Source organism: Pseudomonas sp. NPDC090208 (assembly GCF_044746785.1).
Classification (GTDB): Bacteria; Pseudomonadota; Gammaproteobacteria; order Pseudomonadales; family Pseudomonadaceae; genus Aquipseudomonas.
The window spans coordinates 139,217-164,477 of the sequence record NZ_JBIVCU010000015.1 but is presented as its reverse complement, the minus strand read 5'-3'; the positions used below and the strand labels follow the sequence as shown (position 1 = coordinate 164,477).

Genomic DNA, 25,261 nt, shown 5'->3' with positions numbered 1-25,261 from the left:
CCGCCATGCACGGGCCGCGTTACCGGACCGTGAACCGAGGAGAACTGACATGAGCGCTGTCGATGGTGAACTGGGCATCCTGGCCCGGCGGCGAATCGAGGCTGAGATCATCAAGCCTATCTACGAAATACTGGTGCGCGACTACGGCAAGCAGAGCGCCCAGGCCGTCATCGGCGAAGCGGTTTCCCAAGCGGCGGTGAAGGCCGGCAAGTACTTTGCCGACCGTGAGCCCGAAGGCGCCAGCCTGGAAGGTTTCGTCGCCCTGCAAGAGCTGTGGGAGAAAGACGACGCGCTGAAGGTCGACATCATCGCCAGCGACGCCAGCCACTATGACTACGACGTGCATCGCTGCCGCTACGCCGAGATGTACCACGAGATGGGCCTGGGCGAGATCGGCCACCTGCTGTCGTGCAACCGCGACGAATTGTTCATCGTCGGCTACGACCCCAACGTCGAACTGACTCGTACCCAGACCATCATGCAGGGCGCCAGCCACTGCAACTTCCGCTACAAGGTCAAGGACCAGGAGCCCAAGTCATGAGCGACTTGCCGACAATCAACGGCGAGCGCTTCTGGGACTCGCTGATGGAAATGGCGCAGATCGGCGGTACCGCCAAGGGCGGCGTCTCGCGCCTGGCGCTGACCGAAGAGGACCGCCAGGGCCGCGACCTGTTCGCCCGTTGGGCCACGGAAGCCGGCTGCAGCCTGCGCATCGACGCCATGGGCAACATGTTCGCCCGCCGCGCCGGACGTAACGACAGCCTGGCGCCGGTGCTGACCGGCTCCCACGGTGATTCGCAGCCGGCCGGCGGCAAGTTCGACGGCATCTATGGCGTGCTGGCCGGGCTGGAAGTGGTCCGCACCCTGAACGACCACGGCATCCAGACCGACCGCCCGATCGAAGTGGTCAACTGGACCAACGAGGAAGGCTCGCGCTTTGCTCCGGCGATGATCGCCTCGGGCGTCTACACCGGCGTGTTTGACCTGGAATACGGCTTGTCGCGCACCGACGCCAAGGGCATCACCATTGGCGAGGCGTTGAAAAACATCAGTTATGCCGGTGAGGAACCCATGGGCGGCCGCGACATCCATGCCGCGTTCGAACTGCACATCGAACAGGGCCCGATCCTTGAAGCCGAGGACATCACCATCGGTGTGGTGACGGGCGCGCAGGGCCAGCGCTGGTACGAAATCGAACTGACCGGGCGCAGCGCCCACGCCGGCACCACACCGATGAATCATCGCCTGGACGCCCTGTTGGGTCTGGCGCGGGTGGTCGAAGCGGTCAACGCGCTGGGTGTTGCCCAAGGCGACGAAGGCCGCGCCACGGTCGGCTGGGTCAACGTCTTTCCCAACTCGCGCAACGTGGTGCCGGGGCGCGTGTTGTTCAGTGTCGAGTTCCGTCATCCCGATGAAGCCGTGCTGGAAATCCTCAACGGCCAGTTGCGCGAAAAAGTCGCGCAGATTGCCGAAGGCATTGGCCTGCAACACGACCTCAAACAGATCTTCCAGTACGCGCCGATCGCCTTCGACAGCGACTGCATCGCGCATGTCGAACAGGCCACCCAGGCGCTGGGTTACAGCCATCGGCGCATGATCTCCGGCGCCGGCCATGACGCCTGCTACCTGAGCCGCGTCGCGCCGACCTCAATGATCTTCGTGCCCTGCGTCGACGGCCTCAGCCACAACGAAGCCGAACACATTCATCCGCACTGGGCCGAAGCCGGCGCCAACGTGCTGTTGCGGGCGATGTTGAGCAAAGCGGTGGAATAGCCACTTGCCGCGTCCCTTGCTTGCCGCATCCGTTGTAGGAGCTGGCTTGCCCTGCGACCGGCGACGGAGTCGTCGTAAAACCATGCGCACTGGCCGTGTCAGATACACCGCATGAGCAGGGTTTACGACGACTTCCCCGCCGGTCGCGGGACAAGCCACGCTCCTACAAGGGAGTCGCGTCGATTCGGATTAAAGCGCCTGATTCAACACCCCGTTGTGCCCACAAAGCACATCGGTCTTGACCACCACTGACGCGGTCTCGCGCACCTTCACTGCACACAACCTCGCTGCACACCCCCCTGTAGGAGCTGGCTTGTCCTGCGACCGGCGACGGAGTCGTCGTAAAATCATGCGCACTGGCCGTGTCAGGTACACCGCATGCGCAGATTTTACGACTGCTGCGCAGCCGGTCGCAGGACAAGCCACGCTCCTACAAGGGAATCGTGCCGATTTGAATTACAGCGCCTGATTCACCATCACCCCACAGTGCTCACCAAGCACATCGGTCATGACCACCGCCGACGCGGTCTCACGCATCTTCACCGCGCACAACCTCGCTGCACATCCCCCTGTAGGAGCTGGCTTGCCCTGCGACCGGCGGGGAACCCGTCGTAAAACCACGCACACTGGCCGTGTCAGACAAACCGCATGCGCAGGGTTTACGACGACTTCGTCGCCGGTCGCGGGACAAGCCACGCTCCTACAAGGGAGTCGTGCCGTTTCGGATTACAGCGCCTGATTCACCATCGCCCCGCCGTGCCCACCAAGCACATCGGTCATGACCACCGCCGACGCGGTCTCACGCATCTGCCGCGCAACACAAACTCGCTGCACATCCCCCCTGTAGGAGCTGGCTTGCCCTGCGACCGGCGACGTAGTCGTCGTAAAACCATGCGCACTGGCCGTGTCAGGTACACCCCATGCGCAGATTTTACGACTGCTGCGCAGCCGGTCGCAGGACAAGCCACGCTCCTACAAGGGAGTCGTGCCGTTTCGGATGACTTCATCGAGATCACTCCAAGCAACGCCGGCGATGTTGAGGACGGCGTTGAAATAAAGCACCGCGCAAAACGCAAAAAGGGCGTATGACCCGCATGCGCCCTTCTCTTCCATCGCCGATAGCGGCGGTCCGTCAGGTGTGGAATGGCACCCAGAACATTTTCACTTCCACGTTGAGCATGCCGGATTTCACCGTCGGATCGTCGTTGCCGATACGGATGGCTTCTTCAAGGTCGGCCGCCTGAAAGATGGTCATGCCGCCGTCGGCCAGCACGCCATTGAGGCCACCGGCCTTCTCCATGAACGGTCCGCTGAGAATGGTTCGCCCCTGTTTGTGCAGCTCGATCATGTAGTTCACGTGGTCCATGAACTGCGGTTGCTCGTTATATTTCACCCCGGCGACCCAGTTAGGGCCAGGACTCTGGAAGGCGACAAAGTAATGTGGGCCGTTTTCGTCAATCATGGTTTGCACTCCGGTAGAGCGTTGGTTTCAGGGGCGATCAGGAAGTCATGCCCCACCAGAGGGCAACGCTGAACAAGGTAGAATGTTTTTTGGAGTGGTTACTCCGATATGCAATACTAGTGCGCTGAAAATCCCTTCGTCAAGGAATATTGGAGCGATGGACCCAAAATTATCCGTAGCCAAGAAACGCAGCCGTGGCCGCCCCTCTTCATTCGACCGGGCAACGGCCGTGCAAGAGGCAATGAAACTGTTCTGGGACGCGGGTTACGAAGGCACCTCCTTCGACACGCTGATCGCCGCGATGGGCATCAGCCCGTCCAGCTTCTACAACGCCTTCGGCAGCAAGGAGCAGCTTTATGCCGAAGCGACGGACGCCTATCTGCAGGCATCCGGGGAATGGTTCGGCGGCATCCTGAACGGCGACACCGACACCTGCACCGCGTTCGAGCGCCTGCTGCAGGCCACCGCCTCGGAATTCACCCGCGACGATCTGCCCGCCGGCTGCATGATTTCCGTGGCCTGCGTGCATGTGCCGCCGTCGCTGCATTCGGTGCGCGACATGATGACCGAGCACCGGGCCGTGGCCAGGCAGGCGATGGAAAACAGAATCCGCCGCGGCATCGATGAAGGCGACGTACCTGCCGACACCAACGTCGCCGCGCTGGCCGGCTATTTCAATGCGCTGTCCCGAGGGCTGGCCGTGCAGGCCAGAGACGGCGCAAGCGCGGCGCAGTTGCTGGAAATCGTCGCAGTCGCCATGCAGGCGTTTCCCGGACAAGCAGGCGTCAGACCGGACCATTGAGACAAGCATTTCCACGGAACTCCTCGACCAGAAAATCCACCATCACCCGGGTTTTCTGCGGCATCCAGGACGACAACGGCATCACCGCGTAGATGGGGACGAAAGCGGCATTGTAGTCAGGCAGGACTCTGACCAGACGTCCGGCCTGCAAATCCGCGCCACAGGCCGACAACGGCGCACGCAGGACACCCAGCCCGGCGAGCGCTGCCTCGCACAACGCCTCGAAAACGCTGACGCGATACGGACCGTCGACGTCCACGCTGCATGCATCGCCATGCGCATCGGTGAACGACCACGTGTACGGCATCGGCTGGGACAGGTAGATCAGGCACGGCACCGCTGCGAGGTCCCGTGGGTGGGCAATCGTCGGATAGCGCTGCAGGAATTCCGGGGATGCCACGGTGACCGGTTGAAACGCGCCCAGCTTGCGCGCCTGATGGGAACTGTCCTTCATTTCACCGACGCGGATGGACAGGTCGACGCCGTCGCGAATCAGGTCGGTCGCCGAATCGCTCAGATGGTGCTCGACGGTAATGCCCGGATAACGCTCGAAGAAGCGCGGCAACAGCGGCGTCAGTTGTTTGCGCCCCAGCAGGATAGGGCTGGCGATGCGCAGCGTGCCGGACGGCGACTGTCGGGCATGGGCCGTGGCGCCCAGGGCCATGGAATATTGCTCCAGTATCCCTTTGGCCTGTTCATAGAACGTCTCGCCGGCATCGGTCAGCGACAGGCGCCGGGTCGTCCGTGACAACAGCCTTGCCTGAAGCCGGTTTTCCAGATCCTTGACCTGCTTGCTCACCGTCGACTGGCTGATCGACAGCTCGGTGGCCGTCCCGGAAAAGCTGCCGGTTTCGACCACCCTGACAAAAATCTCCAACGCTGCAAATCTGTCCACACCGCCTCTCGTTCGCGGCCGTTGCGCCGCTGATCTATTCGTGTCGGCGATAAATTTTATCGCCGCCCGGGCCATTATCGGCGCCGGAAACCTTGGTTAGTCTCGCTCCGCGTAACGTCCTCAACCCCTCGTTTCATGGAGTCAGTCATGACCATCAATCTCTACGGCGACATCGGTTCCGGCAGCTATCGCCGGGTGTTGACCGCAGCCACCCACATGGGCCTTTCCTTTGAAGCCATTGCGGTGGACCTGCTCAAGGGCGAAAGCCAGACCCCGGAGTTCCGCACGCTCAACCCGGCCGGTCGCGTCCCGGTTCTGGTCCACGGCCAACTGGTGCTGTCCGAGGCTTCGGCCATCAACCTGTACCTGGCCGAGACCTTCGATTCGCCATTGCTGCCAAAGGGCGCCGCCCGTTATGAAACCCTCAAGTGGATGTTCTGGGCCGCCGAACACTGGCGAGTGTTTTCTTCCAGCCTGTTCAACGAGCGCATCGGCAAGCGGGTCATGGGCGTGGCGGAAGATCCGACCCTGGTGGCGTTCATTCTCGACAACATCCGCAGCAACGCGGCCATGCTCGACGCGTATCTGGCAGACAAGGCATTCGTGGTCGGCGAGCAGGTGACGCTGGCCGACTTCGACATCGCCGCGCCGTTCTCGCAGATGGCCAGAACCCGCCTGCCTTATGACGAATTCCCCCACATCGTGGCCTGGCAACAACGCCTGCTGGACCAGGTGCCCGCCTGGCAGCAGACCCGTACCCTGCTCGACCAGCGCATGGACAGCGCCTTCGCGGCGTTCGGCATCACCTTCTGAGTCGCTCTCCGAGGCGCCCTCATGGCGCCTCTTCACCTCGGGTCAGCGGGCGCCGTTGATCGCCAACAGGACTTTCCCGCCCTTGCGGGTGTGAATGATCGCGTCCTTGACCTGTGCAAGCGGGTACACCGCCGCCACCGGCACCTGCAACTTGCCGGCGGCGATCAGCGCGACAGCCTCATGCAGAATCTGCGGGATCTTCGCCACATACTCTTTTTTGGCCTGATAAAAATTGTGCAAGATGATGCTCTTGCGCATCAGCGGTCTGAAGTCGCCGGGCGCCGACATGTCGCCACTCATCTGCGCGTAATTGACCAGCGCGCCACCCTGAGACAACGCATTGATCAGCCGTGCCGTCGCCTCGCCGCTGATACCGTCCAGCGCCAGGCGCACCGCACCGTCACCGATCAACCCCTGCACCCGCTCGGTCGCACCGTCTTCATCCACCAGCACCAGATCGCCGCCGGCCGCCTCGACCTCGGCGACCTGCTCCTGACGCCGGACAAAATTGACCGTACGCAACGCTCTGCCCTTGGCAATGGCGATCACCGCCCGACCGACGCCGGAGTTCGCGCAGTTCTGCACCACCCAGTCGCCGGGGTGGAGATTGACGAACTCGCTGAGCAACAGTGCGGCAGTCGGCGGATTGATGCGCAGCATCGCCAGTTGTTGCAGGTCCGCGTCTGCGGGTAAGGCAAACAAGCCTGCCGCAGGAATCACCATGCGCTCGCGCCAGGTAAAGCTGTACAGCGGCGGCGTCACCCGGTCGCCGACCTGGACGTTGTCCACCCCGGCACCGACGCCGAGCACGATGCCCACCGCTTCGTTGCCGACGACACTGGGCAACGGCGGATGCACCGGAAAATTTCCGCCGAACAGCAGCAGGTCGTTGTGGTTGACCGGGGCGTACTCGACGCCGATCAATACCTCGCCCGGCCCGGGTGCGGCGGGCTCTGGCATGTCGACCAGACCAAGGCCTTGCAGGGGATCGCCGTACGCAGTGATCTGGATCGCTTTCATGCTCAAGTACCTGAGTGGGTGGGTTCAAATGTCTTTGTCCGCCGCTTATCATGGCGATCGGTTTTAATAGCATGCACGCCATTGAAAGTGATCGCAATAAATGGATACGAGTGATTCAGGAGTGACCGCGTGAAAGTTTCCAAAGAGCAAAACGCCCAAAACCGCGACGCGCTGGTGGCTGCAGCCTCAGGGCTGTTTCAGGAACAGGGGTTCGCCGCCACTGGCGTCGCCCAGATCAGCGAACGCGCCGGGCTGACCCAGGGCGGGTTCTACGGGCATTTCAAATCCAAGAACCTGCTGATCGAGGCGGCCTGCCGCCAGTCTCTGCAAAAGTGCCACGACGACTGGCAAGCCATGCGCAGCACTGCCGCCAACGGCCTGCACGCCGTGATCGACACTTACGTCTCGTCCGAACATGTCGACACTATTGCCGAGGGTTGCCCGATGGCGGCCTATACCTGCGAAATGAAAACCCAGGATGACGCGGTCAAGCACACCTTCACCCAAGGCTTTGAGGGCATGGCAGCCCTGCTGCAGGACATGTTGCCCGAAGCCTTTGCCGACGATACGGCGCGGCGCAAGGCGCTGTTTTTCATGTGCAGCATGATGGGCAGCCTGGCCATGGCGCGGGCGATCAAGTCCACCGACCCGCAACTCGCCGAAGAGATCGTGGCCGCGACCCGGGAAAACCTGAAAAGCGCTGCCAACCCGCCTGGTGCCTGACACGCTGATTTATCCCGCACCGCGATATCTGTTATCGCGGCTCGCCCGATGATCGCCATGCCCGCTGCCGGTTAGGCTGCCGCTCCTGTCATTCAGCCATTTACAGGATCGAGCATGACCCAATCATTGACCGGCAAAGTCGCACTGGTAACCGGAGGCTCCCGAGGCCTTGGCGCCGCGACGGCCAAAGCACTCGCCGAACAGGGTGCCGACGTCGCCATCAGTTATGTATTTGCCGAGGAACAAGCCAGAGACGTGATCGAGCAGGTGCGCGCACAGGGCGTGCGCGGCGAGGCATTTCAGGCGGATCAGGGCGATGTGACGGCGGTGCAAGGCTTGATCGACCGGGTCATGGCCCACTTCGGCCGCATCGACATTCTCATCGGCAACGCCTCGATCGATCAGTTGGGCAGGATCGACGACCCTGACCGCGACGACAAAGCCTTCACGCGTTTCTGGGACGTCGCGGCGACCGGCTTCATGGCCACAGTCCGCAGCGTATCGAAAGTCATCAGCGACGACGGCCGCATCGTCCTGCTCAACTCCAACCTCGGGACCCGCGTCGGCGTCGCCGGCCTCTCCGACCTCGCGGCCGTCAGAGGCGCCATCGACGGCTTTTCCCGTGGTGTTGCCCGCGACCTTGCCGAGCGCAACATCACCGTCAACGTGGTCCATGCCGGCTTCATGAAAACCGACATCAACGCCCACTCCCGCGACTCACTGGCACCGTTCATCTCTCGCTTGTGCTTCCCGCGTTTCGGCCGCCTGGAAGAAGTCGTCGCCCCCATCCTGTTCTTCGCCAGCCCGGCGGCTTCCTACATCACCGGCGCGATCATCGATGCCGATGGCGGCTACAACGTCTGAGCCGCCCCCAAAAAAAAGCCTCCGCCCGTAATGGGTGGAGGCCAATGCGCTGCAAGACGATGGAACAGGCACCCGCCGCACATCCCCCTGTAGGAGCTGGCTTGTCCTGCGAGCGGCGACGAAGTCGTCGTAAAACCATGCGCACTGGCCGTGTCAGGTAAACCGCATGCGCTGGGTTTACGACGACTACGTCGCCGGTCGCAGGGCAAGCCAGCTCCTACAAGGGCGTCGCGCCGGTGCAGTCCCATGCATCTGCAGCGCGCACAATGTCGAGATCCCCCAGCATTGAGCAAGGCGGTGGAATGGCCGGACACAATCCCTGTGGGAGCAAATTCATTCGCGATGGGCAGCCCCGTCGCCAACCGATGTATCGACCGGAATGCCGCATCGCGAATGAATTCGCTCCCACCGTTTTATCCGCGTTGAATCGTGCCGTCTTGACCACCGCAAACCCTGCCACAGACAGGTTCGACAGCGTCGCCATGGCAAAGCCGGTAGCGAACGAATAAGCTCAATATCATTCTGCCTCTCTATCTACGGAACGCTGGCACACCCGCGATGCTCTAACAGCGCATGCCCGCCCTCACCCACAATGTGCCCAAAGCCGATGGAACAGCTCAATCGCAAGCAACCTGGCGCCAACGCCGGGGAAAATCTGTGGTTTCTGAACAATGGCGGTGAGGTGTGCAGCCTTCTGCGGACTTCCATATGTGACGATTCTCCCCTGGGGCCACCTGCCGCCTGGTCGGTTGCCCTGAAAACCCTGATGGCAACGACCCTGCCCGTGCGTGCGCAGATCGTGATTTTCTGGGGGACGCAGTACGTGGCCCTGTACAACGACGCTTACGCCCCGTCCATCGGCGACAAACACCCGAAGGCGCTCGGACGCCCGGCCATCGAGAACTGGACGGAGCTGTGGGACGACCTTGAACCCTTGCTGCGCGGCGTGCGTGAAACCGGGCAGACTTTCTCGGCCAAGGACCGCCCTTTCTATATCGAACGCGGCAGCGACGGCGAAACGGTGTATTTCGACGTGTCCTACTCGGCCGTGCGCGAGGCTGATGGCGCGGTGGGCGGCGTGCTGTGCATCGTCACCGAGACCACCGAGCGTGTGGCGGCAGAACGCAAACTGCGGGAGATGAACGAAGGCCTGGAGCAGCGCGTCGCGGCCATGGTCGCCGAACGTGAAACCGCCCTGGCGCAGCTGCACGAGGCGCGCAAGATGGAAATGGTCGGGCAGATCAGCGGCGGTGTCGCCCACGACTTCAATAACCTGCTGACGCCGATCATGGCTTCGCTGGAGCTGATCAGGCGGCGCATTGATGATGAGCGCACGCACAAACTGACCGACGCCGCCCTGCAGGCCGCCGACCGGGCGCGCATGCTGGTGGGTCGTCTGTTGACCTTTGCCCGGCGGCAGACGTTGAAACCCGAAGCGGTTGATCTGCAGGCCCTGATCAGCGACCTGACCGACCTTATCGAGCGCTCGGTCGGCCCGACCATCACCGTCGAAATCGCCATGGCGCCGGGGCTGTCACCGGTGCTGGTCGATCCCCGGCAACTGGAACTGGCCGTGCTCAACCTGGCTGTCAACGCGCGGGATGCGATGCCGGACGGCGGGCGCCTGACCATCGCGGCGGCCAGCGAAGAAATATCCGGCCCCCGCGCCAGTGTGCTCGACGCCGGCCGTTACATTCGCCTGAGCATTGCCGACAACGGCTGCGGCATGAGCGCCGACACCCTCAAGCGCTGCGTCGAGCCGTTCTACTCGACCAAAGCTGCCGGCAAGGGCACCGGGCTCGGCCTGTCAATGGTGCAGGGCCTGGCGATGCAATCCGGCGGCGGCTTCGACATCGATTCGGCCCCCGGCCAAGGCACACGGATTTCGCTGTGGTTTCCGGTGACCTCAAGCCCGGTACTGGCCGCGCACGTTGCGTCCGACGCCGCCCTGGCGCCGACATCGCCGAGCCGCGTGCTGCTGGTGGACGACGAAGAACTGGTGCGTTACACCACCGCCCTGCTGCTCAAGGATCTGGGCTATCAGGTGACCGAAGCGGCCAGCGGTGCCGCAGCCATGCGGCTCGTCGAGGATGGCCTTGCTCCCGACATCCTGATCACCGACCAGATGATGGCCGAACAGACCGGGATCCAGCTGGCCCACCAGTTACGCCAGCAGATCCCCGACCTGCCGGTGCTGATCATCAGCGGCTATGCCAACCTCAAACGGTCCCGGGACGATGACTACGACCTGCTGGCCAAACCGTTCAGCCGCGAAGACATCGCGGCGCGGCTGAGCCGGTTGACGGCGGCTCGGCGCTGATCGCATTTCGTCCGGTCTGACGCCACCTCTGACAGGCCGGGCTGCTACATCGCGTCAGACGCAGTTTCTTTGTAGGAGTGAGCTCTGCTCGCGATGGCGGCAAGTCAGCCAAACCATTACCAACAGGAAGGACGCCATCGCGAGCAAGCTCACTCCTACAAGGATTGGAAGTATCGTGCCTTTTCCGCACGACACCTGTCTCGTAGCAGTCCGGCTTGCCGGCGTCGGCGATATCGAGAACACCGACGCCGGTCCAACCTCACCCGCCCGCCGTCACTTCCTTGTAAATCTCCTGCAAGTTCGCCTTGCGCTCCTGGGTGTTGGGATGGCGTAACGCGGGTGACTTGACGATGTCGGTCACATCGTTGGCAAGCGCTTCGGCCTGGTTGCCGGAGGTTTTGGCGGTCGGGTCTTTCTGCGCGGGGGGCAGGTCCTTGATGAAGGCATTGATCGACGCGGCCAGTTGCGAGCGGCTGGTGTAGACGCGGCTGAGCATTTTCACCGCGCAGGAGTCGGCCTGCAGCTCCTGATCGACGTGGTGACGGGTGAACTGGCCTTTCTCCAGCTTGATCCGGTCAACCACCGCCTTGGGGTTGCTGCCGGCGCTTTTCATCAGTTTGAGCAGGTCGGATTTGGCACTGAACGAGTCGACCACCACACTCTGCATTTCCTTGGTTTCGTGGCGTTGCAGCACATGGGAGATTTCATGGGCCAGGGCGAAGTAAGCCTTTTTCTGCATCTCCGGCGAATCCAGCAGGCCCTTGTCGAGGTACAGATAGCCGCCGGGCAGCGCCAGCGCGTTGTGATTGTCGCTTTTGACGATAAACAGCTTGAACTGGTAGTCATAGGACTCGTGAATGCTGGCCAGGATGTCGCTGAGCATCTTGTCGGCGACCGGGTAAAACTTGCGGCCCTGCTTGCTATCACGGTCCAGCAACTGATCTTCGCGGGCGCGGTGCTGACGCTCGGCGTACAACACTTCGGCGCTCATCGGTAGCCAGTTGAACTGTTTGGCCGCCAGCTTGGCCGAGGCGCTGAGCTTGTCACTGTTGCCAGTCGCCTGCGCGCCGCCGGTGCCGAGCAGCTTGTTGATCTGCCCCGGCACCGCCTTGATCCCTTCCTTGATGCCGAACACCGACAGCGAGGCGAAATTGTCGCTGAGCCGGTAAGGCTGGACCAGCTCGGCGCAGTGGCGATCAAGCACCACCAGCGCTCGGGGCGGCAGGCTGTCGATGTCTTTCAGGTGCTGCGAACCATCGCCGCTGAACGGGTTGGACAACTGCCCGCTGCTGCAGGCGCTGGTCAGCAAGGTCATGGTCAGCACGGCGTGAAACGCCACGCGGGTGTTCATGGGGCATCCCCGACAGGAACCTGCCTGTCATTTGATCTGTTGCTTGAGCTGGTTGATACGCAGATCCCGGGCGCCGTAGTAACCCTCTTCGTCGAAGACGGCGGCTTCATACACCAGCCGCCGGGTCGGATCACTGATGTCCTTGCGGATCTTTTCCAGTCGCTTGCGCACCTCCGGGTCGGCCTGGGCCTTGGTCAGGTTGGCCTGGGCAGCCTGCGCGTTGAAACCACGATCTTCTTCAAGCTTGCGACCGCCCGCCTTGTGCGTGTTGACCGCACTGTCGAGCACCGATACCAGTGCGCCGCACTCGACCTGCTCCTTGTCACGGCTGACCAACTGGATGAGGCTGTCAATGACGCCGTTGCCACTGCTTTGTCGCTGCAAGTCCCCCAGGCCCTTGCACTCTTGAGCCATCACACCGCTCGCAGCCGTCAACAAAACAGTGGCAAGAGCGAGCGGGAGCGCTGATCGATTCATGTCATTCCTCACTTGGCAACGCAGCCAGTCAATGCAGCAGGATCTTGAACAACAGGAACAGCAGAAGAAAAAAAACCACACGGCGCACCGATAACAACGCCAATGCCACGTATTGATGGCTGCGCCACAAGCGCTGGAAATCCAGATAAAAGAAGCGCTCGGCACGCTCCTGCAGATCGTGGGCATGGTGCGGGCGCTGTTCGGTTTCCCGTGCGACTTCAGCGGCGAAGGCCTGGGGGCCGCCCTCATGGGCCATATGCAGACGGCGAACCAGCGCCTGACGCTGCTCGTAACCCTCGCCCACCGCGGCACCGACGGCACTGTTGAAGAAGCTTTCGATGAGCATGCCCAGCGCGATCGGAATCGGTGACAGCCAGATGCTGACGTGGCGCAAAAACCAGAACGACAGCACCGTCAGCAGAAACACCAGCACGCAAAGCCCGACTGCCAACAACAGAATCAGCCAGGGCGCAGCCTGCCGCCGCCGTGCCTTGCTGCTGAAACGCAGGGCGAAATAACGCTGCCAGGACTTCTCGATGACCTTGCCCAGCAACAGGCCCAGCGCAATGTCCAACACGAACCCCAGCACCGATTTCAGATCGCTGGTCGGTTGCAGCAGCGACATGAAGGCCGCCGCATGCACCTCCACGCCATACATCGTGCCGACCGGTGTCAGGTAGGTATCGTCGTCGCCGAAGCCGCTGCCAAAAAACACCACCGGCAGCTTGTACAGCGGCTCGAAATGGGTTCGTGCATTGCGGCGACTGTCGAGCTGGCGCGAAGGCAACTGACTGAGCGGAACCGCACGCAAACCGGACAAGTATTGCGACGGGCTGATCAGCAACCGCTCCGACTTTTCACTCAGGCAGTTGTTCACCTCGGCGGGATTCGCCGCGTACTCCCTGAACGCGGCCGCCGCCAGCGAATCGCTTTCGCAGGCCTGGGAATTGACCAGGCCGTAGCTGATCTTCAGGGTCGGCTCCGCAAAGGTGACTGCACCGGCAAGCGACTCGCGCCATTGATCGATCAGCGCCTGGCCTTCACGGTCCAGTACCTCGAAGGGCGCCATCAGCACGGTACGGGTGCTGCGCGGGACCATCAGCAACTGCCTGAGCTGTTCTTCGCAGGCCCGGTCCGCCTCACCCGCCGCACCGTCCATGGGCAGCGCCGGTGACAGGTCGAGATCGACCACCAGCAATTTCGGCGGTTCGGGCAGCGTGTAGATCGACTCCAGGTCTTTCTTCAGCTCGCAGCGATTCAGTGGGCTGCGCTCGCGGTACACGTCCTCATGGCTTCTCGGGTCGATCTGCACCACCGCCACGGTGGGCGTATTGCCGCGTTCCAGCGAAGCGTCCTTGGCGGTGAGATTGCCGATGGTAAAAAACGCATAGCCATCAATGGCATCGAGCAGATGCAGGTCGTGATGGCAGATAGTGACCAGTGCCGACACCATCAATGCCGCTGGCAGATGATGAGTCCATTTGGACAGGTAATGGGCAAAACATTGCCCGGCAGTCAGCGCGTCAGCCATCGCATTTCCTTCAGCCATTCACGAATCGCTGACCCAAGAATCTGCCGGAAACTGACTGCGCAGGAGTCTGTCGTGGTGCCCTTCGGATGCCCGCCAGCGCTTGTTGGGCGCGGCGTTCGATCCGTTCTGCAATTTTCACGTTAGCAGCTGGCGATGGGCCTGCAAGCGCAGTTGATCGGCGAAAGATCCGCCGAAGTGAAGCCCGTCTGAAGCCCATGGCAGAAAACGCCAGAAAGCCTGAACAGTATCGGCATCGACCCTCGCCCGCCCTGCCCCTAGACTCGTTCGGCGACGCCACCTGAACCCAAAAGCCAGCCGAACCCCACTGCGGAGTACCGACCCGGATGCATCCAGACCTGATCGCAGGGCCAGACACCGCCGCCCCCGTCGCCGACCGTGCGGGCCGTTTCGCGCTGAACCGGGAAAAGGCCCTGGCGCTGTTTGCCAGCAAGGGGTTCGCGCAGGTCGGCATGCGCGAACTGGCGACGCAGATGGGCGTCTCGCCGGGGGCGCTGTATCACCATTACCCGAGCAAGCAGCACCTGCTGTTCGATTTCGTCGAAGAGTTTTACGAGGAACTGCTGGAGGCGATGCAGATCGCCGATGTGCAATCGGGTGACCGGGTCGGTGCGGTGATCGATGCGCACCTGGATCTGTACGCCCGCCTGCATTGGCATTTCAGCATCGCCATGCGCGACGGCGACAGTCTTACGCCGGAATTGCAGCAGGAAGTGGCGGCATTGAAGGCGCGCTACCACGAAAAGCTGTCGGCGCTGCTGGATTTTCGTCGGATCGACTGTTGCGATGAAGTGCAGGCCGTCACCCGCGCCATCGCCGCCCTGCTCAACGCCACCCCGGCCTGGGTCAACGAATCGGCCCTGCAAGCCCCGGCACGCCGTGCGTTGCTGGAAAACCTGCTGCGCGGCGCCATCGAACGCCTGTTGAGCCATGGCGCCGTAGCGGTCACATTTTAGAGTGAGACCCCAGCCGATTACGTGCCATGCGCTGTTGATTCCGGCCGAAGTCCGTGGGAGCCGGCTTGCTGGCGAAGGCGCTGTGTCAGTCAATGCTGATAGTGCTGACCTGTCGCGTTCGCCAGCAAGCCGGCTCCTACAGGTCCTGTGATCGCCCATCGTTTTGGCAGTGTCCCCCGCACCCGTAGCCGCATGGCTTGCCAGCGGTGACACCCTCAAGATCGCCGCCGCCGGCAAGCCGGACTGCTACAGCCCATCCACCCACGTATCTGTAGGAGCGCGCTTGCCCGCGATGGCTTTTGATTCTGGCCGAAGGCAGTGGGAGCCGGCTTGCTGGCGAAGGCGCTGTGTCAGTCAACGCTGATAGTGCTGACCTGTCGCGTTCGCCAGCAAGCCGGCTCCTACAGGTCCTGTGATCGCCCATCGTTTTGGCAGTGTCCCAACACCCGTAGCCGCATGGCTTGCCAGCGGTGACACCTTCAAGATCACCTCCGCCGGCAAGCCGAACGGCTACAGCCCATTGCATGCCATGCGCTGTTGATTCTGGCCGAAGGCCGTGGGAGCCGGCTTGCTGGCGAAGGCGCTGTGTCAGTCAATGCTGATGGTGCTGACCTGTCGTGTTCGCCAGCAAGCCGGCTCCTACAGGTTCTGTGATCGCCCATCGTTTTGGCAGTGTCCTCCGCACCCGTAACAGCATGGCTTGCCAGCGGTGACGCCCTCAAGATCGCCGCCGCCAGCAAGCCGGATGGCTACGGGCTGGCGAGGATGAGGTCGTCTTCGTTCAAGCGCTGGGGCAAATGGAGCTTGAGAAAATCGATCCAGGTTCTGATCTTGGCATCGAGAAACTGCCGCGACGGGTAGATCACCGAAATTTCCCTCTGGTTGGCCTTGATCTCGGGCAGCACGCGGATCAGATCGCCTTTGCGGATCGAATCGGCGGCGACGTAGCCGGGAATCAGGCAGATGCCCATGTTCTCCCTCGCTGCACGGGCAATCGAGTCCGCCACGTTGACCGTCAGCCGCTGCCGCGCCGGCACGATCGCCTGCATGTCGAAGCCTTCGATTTCCCACCCCCGTGCAAATGCAGGGTCGTGCAGCGCCAGGCAATCATGCGCTGCCAGATCGGCCAACGAGGTCGGCATGCCTGCGCTTCGCAGGTAATCGGGACCGGCACACAGCACGCTGTAGGTGCTGCCCAGCGACTGCGCGATAAAGCCCGAGTTTTCCATCTTGCTGCCGGCAGAAATCATCAGGTCATAACCACCCGCCAACAGGTCCGGCGCGACGTGGGACAGGGTCAGTTCAAAATCGACATTGGGGTGCAGCTTTGAGTACTCGGCAATCAGCCCCACGATATGGAACTGACCAATCCCGTTGGGCGCATGCACCCGCAGCTTGCCGAACGCTTCGGTCTGCGCGCCGGACGCCTCAAGCTCGGCCAGGTGCAGGTCAGCCAGAATCGACTTGCAGTGCTGAAGATAGCGCGTGCCCACTTCAGTCAGCGCCAGGCGGCGGGTGGTACGGTTAAGCAATTTGGCGCGCAGATGGCTTTCCAGTTCGGACACGCTGCGCGACACGTGGGTGATCGAACAGCCAAGCGCGTCGGCGGTGCCGGTGAAACTGCCCACTTCCGTAACCCGCACGAAAATCTGCATCGAGGTCAAAACATCCACACGGTTCTCCGCCTTCAGGCTGGGTTGTCGGCCAGAAACGCTCTGACCAGATGATCGATCACCACCCGCAGGCGCGCGGTATGGCGCAGGTCCTGGTGGGTGACCATCCACACCTCGTAGGGCTGGCTGCGCTGGCGGTTCGGCCAGATGCGGGTCAGCCCGTCGCGCAGGCCGACATCCAGCGGAATCTCACCGATCCCCAGGCCCTCGGCAATCGAACGGCGGACCAGCATGCTGGAGTTGCCGGCCACCACCACGGTCGCCTTGTCCATCGGCTCGTCGATGAGAGTCGGCACTTCGCGGTCACGCCAGTACGGCTCGTACATGACCACGTCATGCCCGGCGAAACCGTCGCCCGGTACCGGCAGGCCCTTGCGTTGCAGGTACTCCTCAGCGGCAAACAGCCCCATGGGCCACGCCGCCAGCTTGCGCAGGATCAGGTCCGGGTTGTCCGGGCGCTGGTTGCGGATGGCGATATCGGTTTCCCGCTGCGACAGGTTGACGATCTCCGAACGGCTGTCGAGCAGCACGCAGATGCCCGGATGGCTCAGACGCAGCGCCTTGAGCGCCGGAATCACGTAATCGCAGGCCAGCGAATCGGTGGTCGAAATGCGCACCTCGCCGGACAATTCATCGTCGGCGCCACGGACACGCCGGGTCAGTTCCAGCGCCGCCTGCTCCATCTTTTCCGCAGCCTCGAAGGCCGCCTCGCCGATGGCCGTCAACTGAAAGCCGGTCGAGGTGCGCAGAAACAGCGTCGAGCCCAGGTCGGTTTCCATCGCGGCGATGCGCCGCCCGACCGTGGCCTGGTCCACCCGCAGCACCCGTCCGGCCTTGCGCAGGCTCTGTTCGCGACCGAGGGCCAGCAGCACCCGTGCATCATCCCAATTCATCCACTCTTTTCCTCGAAGAATTACTGCAACGCAGCCTCGCAAAATCGCCGCACGTGCGCTGCAAGGCGCTTGCGTAGATTGATCGGCACCAGCCAGAACGGCTGCTGCCTTTCTTTATCAGGTCTTTATCAGGGCTATCCCATGACTCATCGTATTCCTGCCGTCATGACGGCCATTGAAATCTCCCGGCCCGGCACACCCGATGTGCTGCAGCCGGTGCAACGCCCCACGCCGACGCCCGGCCCACGCGAAGTGTTGGTTCGCGTACACGCTGCCGGCGTCAACGGCCCCGACCTGCTGCAACGCAAGGGCCTGTACGATCCGCCACCCGGCGCTTCCGACATTCCGGGCCTGGAAATCTCCGGCGAGATCGTGCAGACCGGCAGCGACGTCACCCGCTTCAACGTCGGCGACCAGGTGATCGCCCTCGTGCCCGGCGGCGGTTATGCCGAATACGCCGTGGTCGACGAGCGCACCACGGTGAACCTGCCCCACGGCCTGTCGATGGTCGAGGCCGCCGCCCTGCCGGAAACCTTCATGACTGTCTGGGTCAATCTGTTCCAGCGCGGCCAGTGCAAGGCCGGCGAATCGGTGCTGATCCACGGTGGCGCTTCCGGTATCGGCACCACCGCGACCATGCTGGCAAAAGCGCTGGGCGCGGCAAACATCTTCACCACCGTTGCCAACCCCGAGCAGCAGGCCGCCAGCCTGGCCCTCGGTGCCGACACGGCGATCAACTACAACGAAGAGGACTTCGTCAAAGCGGTGCTCGACGGCACCGATCAGCAAGGGGTGGACGTGATCGTCGACATCATTGCCGGGGACTACGTGTCGCGTAACTTCCAGGCCGCCGCCATGAACGGCCGCATCGTGCAGATTGGCGTGGTCAAGGGCCCTGCCACCCAGGTCGATCTGTTCCCGATGCTGGTCAAGCGTCTGACCCACATCGGCTCCACGTTGCGCTCGCGCAGCCACGACGACAAGGCGAGCATTCTGGCCGAGTTGCAGTCGCAGGTCTGGCCGCACGTGCAAAGTGGCGCGATAAGGCCGTTGATCTTCAAGACCTTCGCCCTGTCCGACGCCGCCCAGGCCCATGCGTTGATGGAATCCGGCCAGCACATCGGCAAGGTGGTGTTGACCAACCCGGTGTGATCGACACACACCCTGTAGGAGCGCGGCTTGTCCCGCGACCGGCTGCGCAGCAGTCGTAAATCCGGAGAATGCGGTGTGACAGACATACCGCATTCTCAGGTTTTACGATGGGCTCCCCGCCGGTCGCGGGACAAGCCGCGCTCCTACAGGGGATCGCTCCGTCGTCTACAACCCCACCCACGAATGCCCGCCGTCGACCACCACTTCCGTGCCGGTCATGCCGCGCCCGGCACTGGACGCCAGCAACAGCAAGGCACCGTCCAGGTCTTCGCTGGAACAGAAGCGTCGCGTGGGAATCCGCGAGCGCAGGCGCTCGCCGGCTTCGCTGGTGAGAAATCCGTCGTTGATTTCAGTGGCGATGTAGCCCGGCGCCAGCGAATTCAACCGAATGCCGTGACGCGCCAGTTCCAGCGCCATCGAACGGGTCAGGTGACTGAGCCCGGCTTTCGCTGCGCTGTAAGGCCCCACGCCACCGCCGACCCGGCTGGCCAGAATCGAGGTGACGTTGATGATGCTGCCGGTCCTGCCCGCCGCGATCATCCGCCGCGCGCTCTCCTGCGCCACTCGCCACGCGCCCTTGAGATTGGTGTCGACGATGCTGTCCCAGGCCTGATCGTCGTAATCCAACACCCGGCGCGTATCGCTGACCCCGGCGTTGTTGATCACGATATCCAGCCCACCGAAGTCTGCCTCTATTGCTTCCAGACACGCGACCACTGATTGCCGCGAGGTAACGTCCAGCGCGTAGGCGCGAGCCTCATGCCCCGCCGCGCTCAATTCACTGACCAACTCGTCGAGGCGCTCGACCCGCCGGGCCGCCACCGCCACCCGCGCACCGGCCGCCGCCAGGGTGCGGGCGAAGTGCAGCCCAAGGCCGCTGGAAGCGCCAGTGACCAGCACGCGCTGACCGCTCAGATCGAACAACCGGCTGACAAAGGCGTTCATTGCGCACCGCCATCGACGCGGGACAGGATCTTGCGCGCCAGGCTCATGCGATGCACCTCGTTGGGGCCGTCGTAAATGCGGAAGCCACGGGCGTCGCGGAAGATCCGATCGACAATGGCTTCACTGGTGACGCCCTGCCCGCCAAGAATCTGCACGCTGCGATCGATCACCCGCCAGATGCCTTCGGAGCTGATGACCTTGGCCATGCTCGACTCGACGTTGCCGCGTCCGCCCTGATCCAGCACCCAGGCGCAATGCCAGATGGTCAGGCGCGTGGTCAGCAGGTCCATTTCGTTGTCGGCCAGCATGAAACCGACGCCCTGATGCTCACCCAACCGTTGACCGAACGACTCGCGCCGCGCGGCGTACGCGCAGGCGACGTCATGCGCGCGACGGGCCTGACCGAGCCAGCGCATGCAGTGAGTCAAGCGAGCCGGCGCCAGACGCACCTGAGCGTAGCGAAAGCCCTTGCCGACTTCGCCGAGCACGTTGGCCGCCGGCACCCGCAGGTTTTCGAAGCGCAACACGCCATGGCCGCCGGTGAAGCAGGTGTCCAGCGAGTCCATCATGCGTTCGAGGATGAACCCCGGCTGGTCGGTATCGGTGAGGAACATGGTGGCGTTGCCGTCTTCGGTGCGCGCCATGATGATCGCCACGCTGGCGCCTTCCGCGCCGGTGATCAGCCATTTGTGGCCATTGATGATGTAATCGTCGCCATCGCGCACTGCCGTGGTGGTCAGCATCGACGGATCCGAGCCGGCGCCCGGCGAAGGTTCGGTCATGGCGAAGCACGAGCGGATGTGGCCCTGCACCATCGGGCGCAGCCAGCGGTCTTTCTGCGCTTCGGTGGCGACCACTTCCAGCAGGTGAATGTTGCCTTCGTCCGGCGCATGAATGTTCAGCGCGGTCGGGCCCAGCGGCGAATACGCCGCCTCTTCGAACAGTATCGCCTTGGCGATGTGGTCCAGGCCCATGCCGCCCATTTCCCGCGAGGCATGGGGCGTCAGCAGGCCGTGGGCACGGGCTTTTTCCACCAGCGCCTGACGCAGTTCGGCGGACGGCCCGTGGGCGGTCTGCCGGGGGTCGTTTTCCATGGGGATGATCTGGGTGGCGATAAAGTCGCGGACACGCGCCTGCAGCGCGGTCAGATCGGCGGAGAGTGCGAAGTTCATAAGTCGATGCCTTCTGGTTAACGGTCAGGCGCGGGGCCCGGCCGGCTGGATGTCGCGGTACAGGTTTTCCATGACGGTGTCGTGGATACCGGTCTTCTGCGGGTTGTACGGGGTGAAATTGACGGTGCGCAGGATCGCGCCCTGCACCTGCTGGCCGCAGGTGTCGATGTCGAGGATGTTCAGGCACGCGGTGTCCTGCTCGAACGCGGCGATACCGGCCAGCCCCGCACCGGTTGCCCAGCTCAGCAGGATGCGATTGACCGCGTCGTGGCTGACGATCAGCGCGCTGTCCCAGCACGGATCGGCCACCAGTTCGAAGAACGCGCCCAACACCCGCTGGCGAAAATCGTCCCAGCGTTCGCCGCCGAGAAACTGCGCGCCCTCGCGCCCGGCGTTGCGGTAAGCGTCGACCACCTGTCCATGCATGGCCTCGGCGGGAATCTCGCGCAGGCGCCCGGCGCGAATTTCCCGCAGCGCAGCATTCGGCTCGGCGCTGATGCCGCGGCCCACCAGCAGCAGGTCGAGGGTTTGCAACGCCCGTGGATAGTCGGAGCACAGCGCGCGGTCGATGGGCGTGTCCAGCAAGGCCTGACTCAACGCCCAGGCCTGTTGCGCACCACTGCGCGACAGACAGACGCTGCGCGGGTCCAACGGGCGGCCCTGACTGTCGAAATAATCGACATGGCCGTGACGGACCAGATAACAGCGCCGCCGACGCGGCAGCGGATAAGGTTCAACGCTCATCGCGGATCACCTTGGGGTTGCTGATCGACAGCCGTGCCTGAGTGATCTGCAGCAAGGCCGCAAACAGCTGTTCGCGAGCGCTGTCGTCGGCGTCATACACACCGTTGCGGATAAAACCGGCGAGCAGGTTGCGCGCGTGCACCGGGGTCAGTTCCAGCAGGCCATGGTGGGCCAGCACCGCCGCCAGCGCGCGGGCTTCGATGGTCGCCACCTGCGCGCCGATGTCGATTTCCCGCGCCGCGATGGACATCGCCCGGGCGACCATGCGCCCCTCGTAACGGCGCTTGTCGCCGAGGTCCTGGAACAGCTCGGTCATCAACACGCCTTTGGCGGTGTCCAGAAGGTCGATTGCACACACGTTGCTGCTACTCATGGCCGCTCTCCGCTCAACAAAAGGATTTCCTGCTCCAGTTCCGGCAGCAGATGGCCGGTCAGCGCCAATTCCAGCGAACGTTGCTGGCCGGACACATGCCGTTGCACCTGTTGGAGCGCCACCACGGCCCAGCGCAGGTGCGCCATCAATTGCCAGAAACGCAGGTCTTCGGCGTCGATCTGCAAGCCGGAAATGGTCTGATAGCCGTCAAGAAACGCGGCCAACTCGCCGACCCCGCCCGCCTCGCGATCCGGGCGGCTGAAACGCCAGCAACGGGCGGTGAACCAGCCGAGGTCTTCCCGTGGGTCACCCCAGCCGGTGAATTCCCAGTCGAGCACGCCACTCAATCGGCCCTCGGCGACCATGTAATTACCGGTGCGGTAGTCGCGGTGCAGCAAACGCTGCGGCAGCGCGGCCGGCTTGTGCAGTTCACACCAGCGCAGGCCCCACTCGATCACCAGGTGGTTGTCGGGCAATTCGTCGAGGTAGCCGCGGTATTGGTCGATGCTGGCCTGTACCGGATCGCTGGCCGGCGGCGGCAGAAACGTCAGGTCGGGGTGGTCCGGGGTGATCCGGTGCAACCGCGCCAGGTTGCTGCCCAGGCTGCGGCACAGGGCGTCGCGGTGCGGATCGAGTTCGGGGTCGCTGGTCAGGCGATGACCGCTGGCGGTGCCGTCCAGCTTGCCCATGACAAAGAAGTCGCGGCCAATGATCGAACGGTCGCGGCACAGCCACAGCGGCTCCGGCACACGCACATCGGCGCCGTGTACCGCCGCGAGCACGGCGAACTCTTCGGCGCGGCCCATGCTGACCGCCACTGACGACGCCGCATCGGTGCGCAGCACCCAGCTTTTTGCGGTCTGCCGGTCGCCCCGGCGGACCCGGCCAGTGAGCAGCCAGTTTTCCTGGATGGCACCGCCGGACAGGCGCTCGCTGCGGTCGATCGCCACGTCGTCCGCACCCATTTGCTGGCGCAGATACGCCGCCAGCGCGGGGTGTGCGTCCGGGATGGCGATCCGGGGATGGGCAGAGCCTGGAGAAGTCAAACTGTGCATGGCGTTTCAAACTCACAAGGGGAATGATCTACCCCCTTGCCAGAGCAAGAGCCGCGCCAGCTCATCTAAAAAATATTTTTATCCTTTTAAATCATATAGTTGAGATAGGAATCAGAGACTCAAGATCGCTTATTGTGCGACACAGACATTGCAGAATTGAAATGCACGTTTCAGCATGGAAAAAACCTTGTCGGATCTTTTCCATGCCTGCCGAAGCCTATCTGCCTCGTGTCGTCGCCCTGATCACCCACCTGCGCTTGCCGGAGGGACCAAGCCGCATGGCGCGTATCGTCGAGCAGGTATTGCCCGACTATCAGGCCCGCGCCCGCGTCGAAATCGTCGAAACCACGGTCAACGAGCTGCGCGACACCGGCCGCGCGCTGGAGGCCCGTGGCGACATCGACGTGATCATCTGTTCGGGGGCGACTTCCGAGTACCTGCGCCGCCACATCGCCACCGCCGTGCTGTCGATCCGCATGGGCGAGTACGACCTGATCCGCGCGCTGGACCTGGCGCGCACCCGCGCCACCCGCGTCGGCATCCTCAGCTTCCAGCAGGGCCACCCGGAACTGGCCGCGCTGTCGTCGCTGTTCACCGTCGATATCCGCCAGCTCACCTACACCCGCTACGAAGAAGCACGACAGCAAGTGCAACGGCTGACCGAGGACGGTTACCGGGTGGTGGTCGGCTCATCGACAGCCGTGGAACTGGCCGAAGCCGCTGGCGTGCAAGGCGTTCTGGCGCTGAACAGCGACACCGTGCGGCGGGCCATGGAGGACGCACTGGCAGTGTGTCGCAGCCGCCAGGAGAGTTTGATCCAGCAGCAACGCCTGAATGCCGTGCTGCGCAACTTGTCCGATGGCGTGATCGCGGTCGATGCCGCCGGTATCGTGCAATCACTCAACCCACGCATGGCCGCGCTGCTGGACATTTCCAGCGAATGGGCGCGAGAGCGGCCGCTGGCCGAGGTCATCGCTGATCTGGACATCGCCAGCGTGCTGGTCAGCGGTGAAGGCGAAGAGAACCGCATCGTCAAAGTCGGCAACCGCACCCTGGCGGCCAACATCACGCCGATCATCGAGCACGGCAAGCCCGAGGGCGCGGTGATCACCTGCCAGGAAGCCAATGCCATCCAGCGCGCCGACCGGCGTATCCGCAGCCAGGTCAAACCCCGACAGTTCACCGCCCGTTACCGCTTCGAGCAGATTCTCGGCGACAACCCCGGCTTTCGCGCCATGCTCGACCTGGCGCGGCGCTATGCGGGGGCCGACTCCACCGTGTTGATTCGCGGTGAAAGCGGCACCGGCAAGGAATTGCTGGCGCAGAGCATTCACAACGCCAGCCCACGCCAGAGCGGGCCGTTCGTGGCGATCAACTGCGCGGCATTCCCGGAAACCCTGCTGGAGAGCGAGCTGTTCGGCCACGAAGAAGGCGCCTTCACCGGTTCGCGCAAGGGCGGCAAGGTCGGACTGATCGAGAACGCGCACACCGGCACGCTGTTCCTCGACGAAATCGGCGACATGCCGGTAACCCTGCAAACCCGCCTGCTGCGGGTCTTGCAGGAGCGTGAAGTGCTGCGCCTGGGCGCCGCCGAACCGACCCCGGTCGATATCCGCGTGATCGCCGCGACCCACCGTGACCTGCTGAGCCGCATCGACGAAGGCAGCTTTCGCGAAGACCTCTACTACCGGCTGAACATCCTGCGCCTGGCCATCCCGCCGCTGCGCGAACGCAGTGAAGACGTCGCCATGCTCGCCAGGGCGATTCTGGCCCGACTGCCGCACCCGGTCAGCGACACCGGCGCCAGCCACGCACTGCTCGACCGCCTGCTGCCGCACCTGCAGCGCTACGACTGGCCGGGCAACATCCGCGAACTGGAGAATCTGGTGGAACGCGCTGCGCTGTCGGCCAATGCGCTGCAGCAAAGCGACAGCCTTCTTGAACTGCAGACCCTGTTCAACGAACTGTTCGAGTCACGACCCGGACGTGCCCAGCCATCGATCAACCCGCTGGCAGCGCAGGACCTGCGCAGCCTCAGCCGCGACCACGAACGTGCCCGCGTGCGCGAGACGCTGGAGCAGTGCAATGGCGACATGGACGAAACGGCGCGGCGCCTGGGCATCAGCCGCACCACCCTGTGGCGACGTCTGCGCAACAGCACGGACGAGTGAGCGAGCGACCATTTCAACTGTGAAATCCATTGCACAAATGAAATGAAAAACACCTGCCACCGTGGTTAAAGACGTTTC

Annotated in this window: 23 protein-coding genes; 10 read left to right on the top strand and 13 right to left on the bottom strand. The window is 63.2% G+C overall.

What is annotated here, in order from left to right:
- The first annotated feature begins 49 nt into the window (after positions 1–49).
- Entirely contained in the window at positions 50–541 is a 492-nt protein-coding gene (locus ACIPL0_RS23365; RefSeq protein ID WP_400599626.1) for an L-2-amino-thiazoline-4-carboxylic acid hydrolase, read from the top strand.
- The gene (locus ACIPL0_RS23360; RefSeq protein WP_400599627.1) at positions 538–1,773 is read left to right on the top strand and encodes a Zn-dependent hydrolase; all 1,236 of its coding nucleotides are present in this window, start codon (positions 538–540) and stop codon (positions 1,771–1,773) included. The genes ACIPL0_RS23365 and ACIPL0_RS23360 overlap by 4 nt, the downstream gene beginning before the upstream one ends.
- A 1,132-nt stretch (positions 1,774–2,905) precedes the next feature.
- Here ACIPL0_RS23360 and ACIPL0_RS23355 read toward each other — a convergent pair.
- Entirely contained in the window at positions 2,906–3,235 is a 330-nt protein-coding gene (locus ACIPL0_RS23355) for a YciI family protein (RefSeq protein ID WP_400599628.1), read from the bottom strand.
- A 241-nt stretch (positions 3,236–3,476) separates the two neighbouring features.
- On the opposite strand from ACIPL0_RS23355, the gene ACIPL0_RS23350 reads away from it, so the two are divergent.
- Positions 3,477–4,037: a TetR/AcrR family transcriptional regulator gene (locus tag ACIPL0_RS23350; RefSeq protein WP_400599629.1), complete on the top strand. Its 561-nt coding sequence runs from the start codon at positions 3,477–3,479 to the stop codon at positions 4,035–4,037.
- Here the strand turns inward: ACIPL0_RS23350 and ACIPL0_RS23345 are convergent.
- Positions 4,021–4,932: a LysR substrate-binding domain-containing protein gene (locus ACIPL0_RS23345; RefSeq protein ID WP_400599630.1), complete on the bottom strand. Its 912-nt coding sequence runs from the start codon at positions 4,930–4,932 to the stop codon at positions 4,021–4,023. The two genes, ACIPL0_RS23350 and ACIPL0_RS23345, sit on opposite strands and share 17 nt — an antisense overlap.
- Positions 4,933–5,079: 147 nt before the next feature.
- On the opposite strand from ACIPL0_RS23345, the gene ACIPL0_RS23340 reads away from it, so the two are divergent.
- Complete coding sequence (locus tag ACIPL0_RS23340; protein WP_400599631.1) at positions 5,080–5,745, top strand: glutathione S-transferase family protein; 666 nt, start codon at positions 5,080–5,082, stop codon at positions 5,743–5,745.
- 42 nt (positions 5,746–5,787) lie between these two features.
- Here the strand turns inward: ACIPL0_RS23340 and ACIPL0_RS23335 are convergent, their stop codons facing one another.
- The gene (locus ACIPL0_RS23335; protein ID WP_400599632.1) at positions 5,788–6,765 is read right to left on the bottom strand and encodes a zinc-dependent alcohol dehydrogenase family protein; all 978 of its coding nucleotides are present in this window, start codon (positions 6,763–6,765) and stop codon (positions 5,788–5,790) included.
- A gap of 129 nt (positions 6,766–6,894) precedes the next feature.
- On the opposite strand from ACIPL0_RS23335, the gene ACIPL0_RS23330 reads away from it, so the two are divergent.
- The 3 genes from ACIPL0_RS23330 (at position 6,895) to ACIPL0_RS23320 (ending at position 10,672) form a co-directional block, all read left to right on the top strand.
- Positions 6,895–7,488 carry a TetR/AcrR family transcriptional regulator gene (locus ACIPL0_RS23330; RefSeq protein WP_400599633.1) on the top strand — a complete coding sequence of 198 codons (594 nt, stop codon included), beginning with the start codon at positions 6,895–6,897 and terminating at the stop codon, positions 7,486–7,488.
- Positions 7,489–7,602: 114 nt separating this feature from the next.
- The gene (locus ACIPL0_RS23325) at positions 7,603–8,352 is read left to right on the top strand and encodes an SDR family NAD(P)-dependent oxidoreductase (RefSeq protein ID WP_400599634.1); all 750 of its coding nucleotides are present in this window, start codon (positions 7,603–7,605) and stop codon (positions 8,350–8,352) included.
- Positions 8,353–8,959: 607 nt separating this feature from the next.
- Positions 8,960–10,672, top strand: coding sequence for an ATP-binding protein (locus tag ACIPL0_RS23320; RefSeq protein ID WP_400599635.1), 1,713 nt, complete (start codon positions 8,960–8,962; stop codon positions 10,670–10,672).
- A 259-nt stretch (positions 10,673–10,931) separates the two neighbouring features.
- Here ACIPL0_RS23320 and ACIPL0_RS23315 read toward each other — a convergent pair whose 3' ends face one another.
- From ACIPL0_RS23315 to ACIPL0_RS23305, 3 genes are all read right to left on the bottom strand, one after another.
- The gene (locus tag ACIPL0_RS23315; protein WP_400599636.1) at positions 10,932–12,023 is read right to left on the bottom strand and encodes a M48 family metalloprotease; all 1,092 of its coding nucleotides are present in this window, start codon (positions 12,021–12,023) and stop codon (positions 10,932–10,934) included.
- Positions 12,024–12,050: 27 nt separating this feature from the next.
- The gene (locus ACIPL0_RS23310; RefSeq protein ID WP_400599637.1) at positions 12,051–12,437 is read right to left on the bottom strand and encodes a hypothetical protein; all 387 of its coding nucleotides are present in this window, start codon (positions 12,435–12,437) and stop codon (positions 12,051–12,053) included.
- Between the two features lie 91 nt (positions 12,438–12,528).
- Complete coding sequence (locus ACIPL0_RS23305; protein WP_400599638.1) at positions 12,529–14,031, bottom strand: CHASE2 domain-containing protein; 1,503 nt, start codon at positions 14,029–14,031, stop codon at positions 12,529–12,531.
- A 344-nt stretch (positions 14,032–14,375) separates the two neighbouring features.
- Between ACIPL0_RS23305 and ACIPL0_RS23300 the strand changes: the two genes are divergently transcribed.
- Positions 14,376–15,005: a TetR/AcrR family transcriptional regulator gene (locus ACIPL0_RS23300; protein WP_400599639.1), complete on the top strand. Its 630-nt coding sequence runs from the start codon at positions 14,376–14,378 to the stop codon at positions 15,003–15,005.
- Between the two features lie 749 nt (positions 15,006–15,754).
- Here the strand turns inward: ACIPL0_RS23300 and ACIPL0_RS23295 are convergent.
- Both ACIPL0_RS23295 and ACIPL0_RS23290 read right to left on the bottom strand, forming a co-directional pair.
- Positions 15,755–16,678 (bottom strand): LysR family transcriptional regulator, encoded by a 924-nt coding sequence (locus ACIPL0_RS23295; RefSeq protein ID WP_400599640.1) that lies wholly within the window; start codon positions 16,676–16,678, stop codon positions 15,755–15,757.
- 14 nt (positions 16,679–16,692) lie between these two features.
- On the bottom strand, positions 16,693–17,571 hold the full coding sequence (locus ACIPL0_RS23290; protein ID WP_400599641.1) for a LysR family transcriptional regulator: 879 nt from the start codon (positions 17,569–17,571) through the stop codon (positions 16,693–16,695).
- A gap of 165 nt (positions 17,572–17,736) precedes the next feature.
- On the opposite strand from ACIPL0_RS23290, the gene ACIPL0_RS23285 reads away from it, so the two are divergent.
- A complete protein-coding gene (locus ACIPL0_RS23285; protein WP_400599764.1) occupies positions 17,737–18,723 on the top strand; it encodes an NAD(P)H-quinone oxidoreductase in 987 nt (328 codons plus the stop codon).
- A gap of 165 nt (positions 18,724–18,888) precedes the next feature.
- Here the strand turns inward: ACIPL0_RS23285 and ACIPL0_RS23280 are convergent, their stop codons facing one another.
- The 5 genes from ACIPL0_RS23280 to ACIPL0_RS23260 are packed head-to-tail and all read right to left on the bottom strand — an operon-like array spanning position 18,889 to position 23,012.
- Positions 18,889–19,668 carry an SDR family NAD(P)-dependent oxidoreductase gene (locus tag ACIPL0_RS23280; RefSeq protein ID WP_400599642.1) on the bottom strand — a complete coding sequence of 260 codons (780 nt, stop codon included), beginning with the start codon at positions 19,666–19,668 and terminating at the stop codon, positions 18,889–18,891.
- A complete protein-coding gene (locus ACIPL0_RS23275; RefSeq protein WP_400599643.1) occupies positions 19,665–20,840 on the bottom strand; it encodes an acyl-CoA dehydrogenase family protein in 1,176 nt (391 codons plus the stop codon). The genes ACIPL0_RS23280 and ACIPL0_RS23275 overlap by 4 nt, the downstream gene beginning before the upstream one ends.
- Before the next feature lie 24 nt (positions 20,841–20,864).
- Positions 20,865–21,584, bottom strand: a complete 720-nt coding sequence (locus ACIPL0_RS23270) for a histidine phosphatase family protein (RefSeq protein ID WP_400599644.1) — start codon at positions 21,582–21,584, stop codon at positions 20,865–20,867.
- Entirely contained in the window at positions 21,574–21,957 is a 384-nt protein-coding gene (locus tag ACIPL0_RS23265) for a DUF6285 domain-containing protein (RefSeq protein ID WP_400599645.1), read from the bottom strand. Before ACIPL0_RS23265 ends, ACIPL0_RS23270 begins: the two co-directional genes overlap by 11 nt.
- Positions 21,954–23,012: a phosphotransferase family protein gene (locus ACIPL0_RS23260; protein ID WP_400599646.1), complete on the bottom strand. Its 1,059-nt coding sequence runs from the start codon at positions 23,010–23,012 to the stop codon at positions 21,954–21,956. Before ACIPL0_RS23260 ends, ACIPL0_RS23265 begins: the two co-directional genes overlap by 4 nt.
- 203 nt (positions 23,013–23,215) lie before the next feature.
- On the opposite strand from ACIPL0_RS23260, the gene prpR reads away from it, so the two are divergent.
- Entirely contained in the window at positions 23,216–25,183 is a 1,968-nt protein-coding gene (gene prpR / locus ACIPL0_RS23255; protein WP_400599647.1) for a propionate catabolism operon regulatory protein PrpR, read from the top strand.
- The last annotated feature ends 78 nt before the right edge of the window (positions 25,184–25,261 follow it).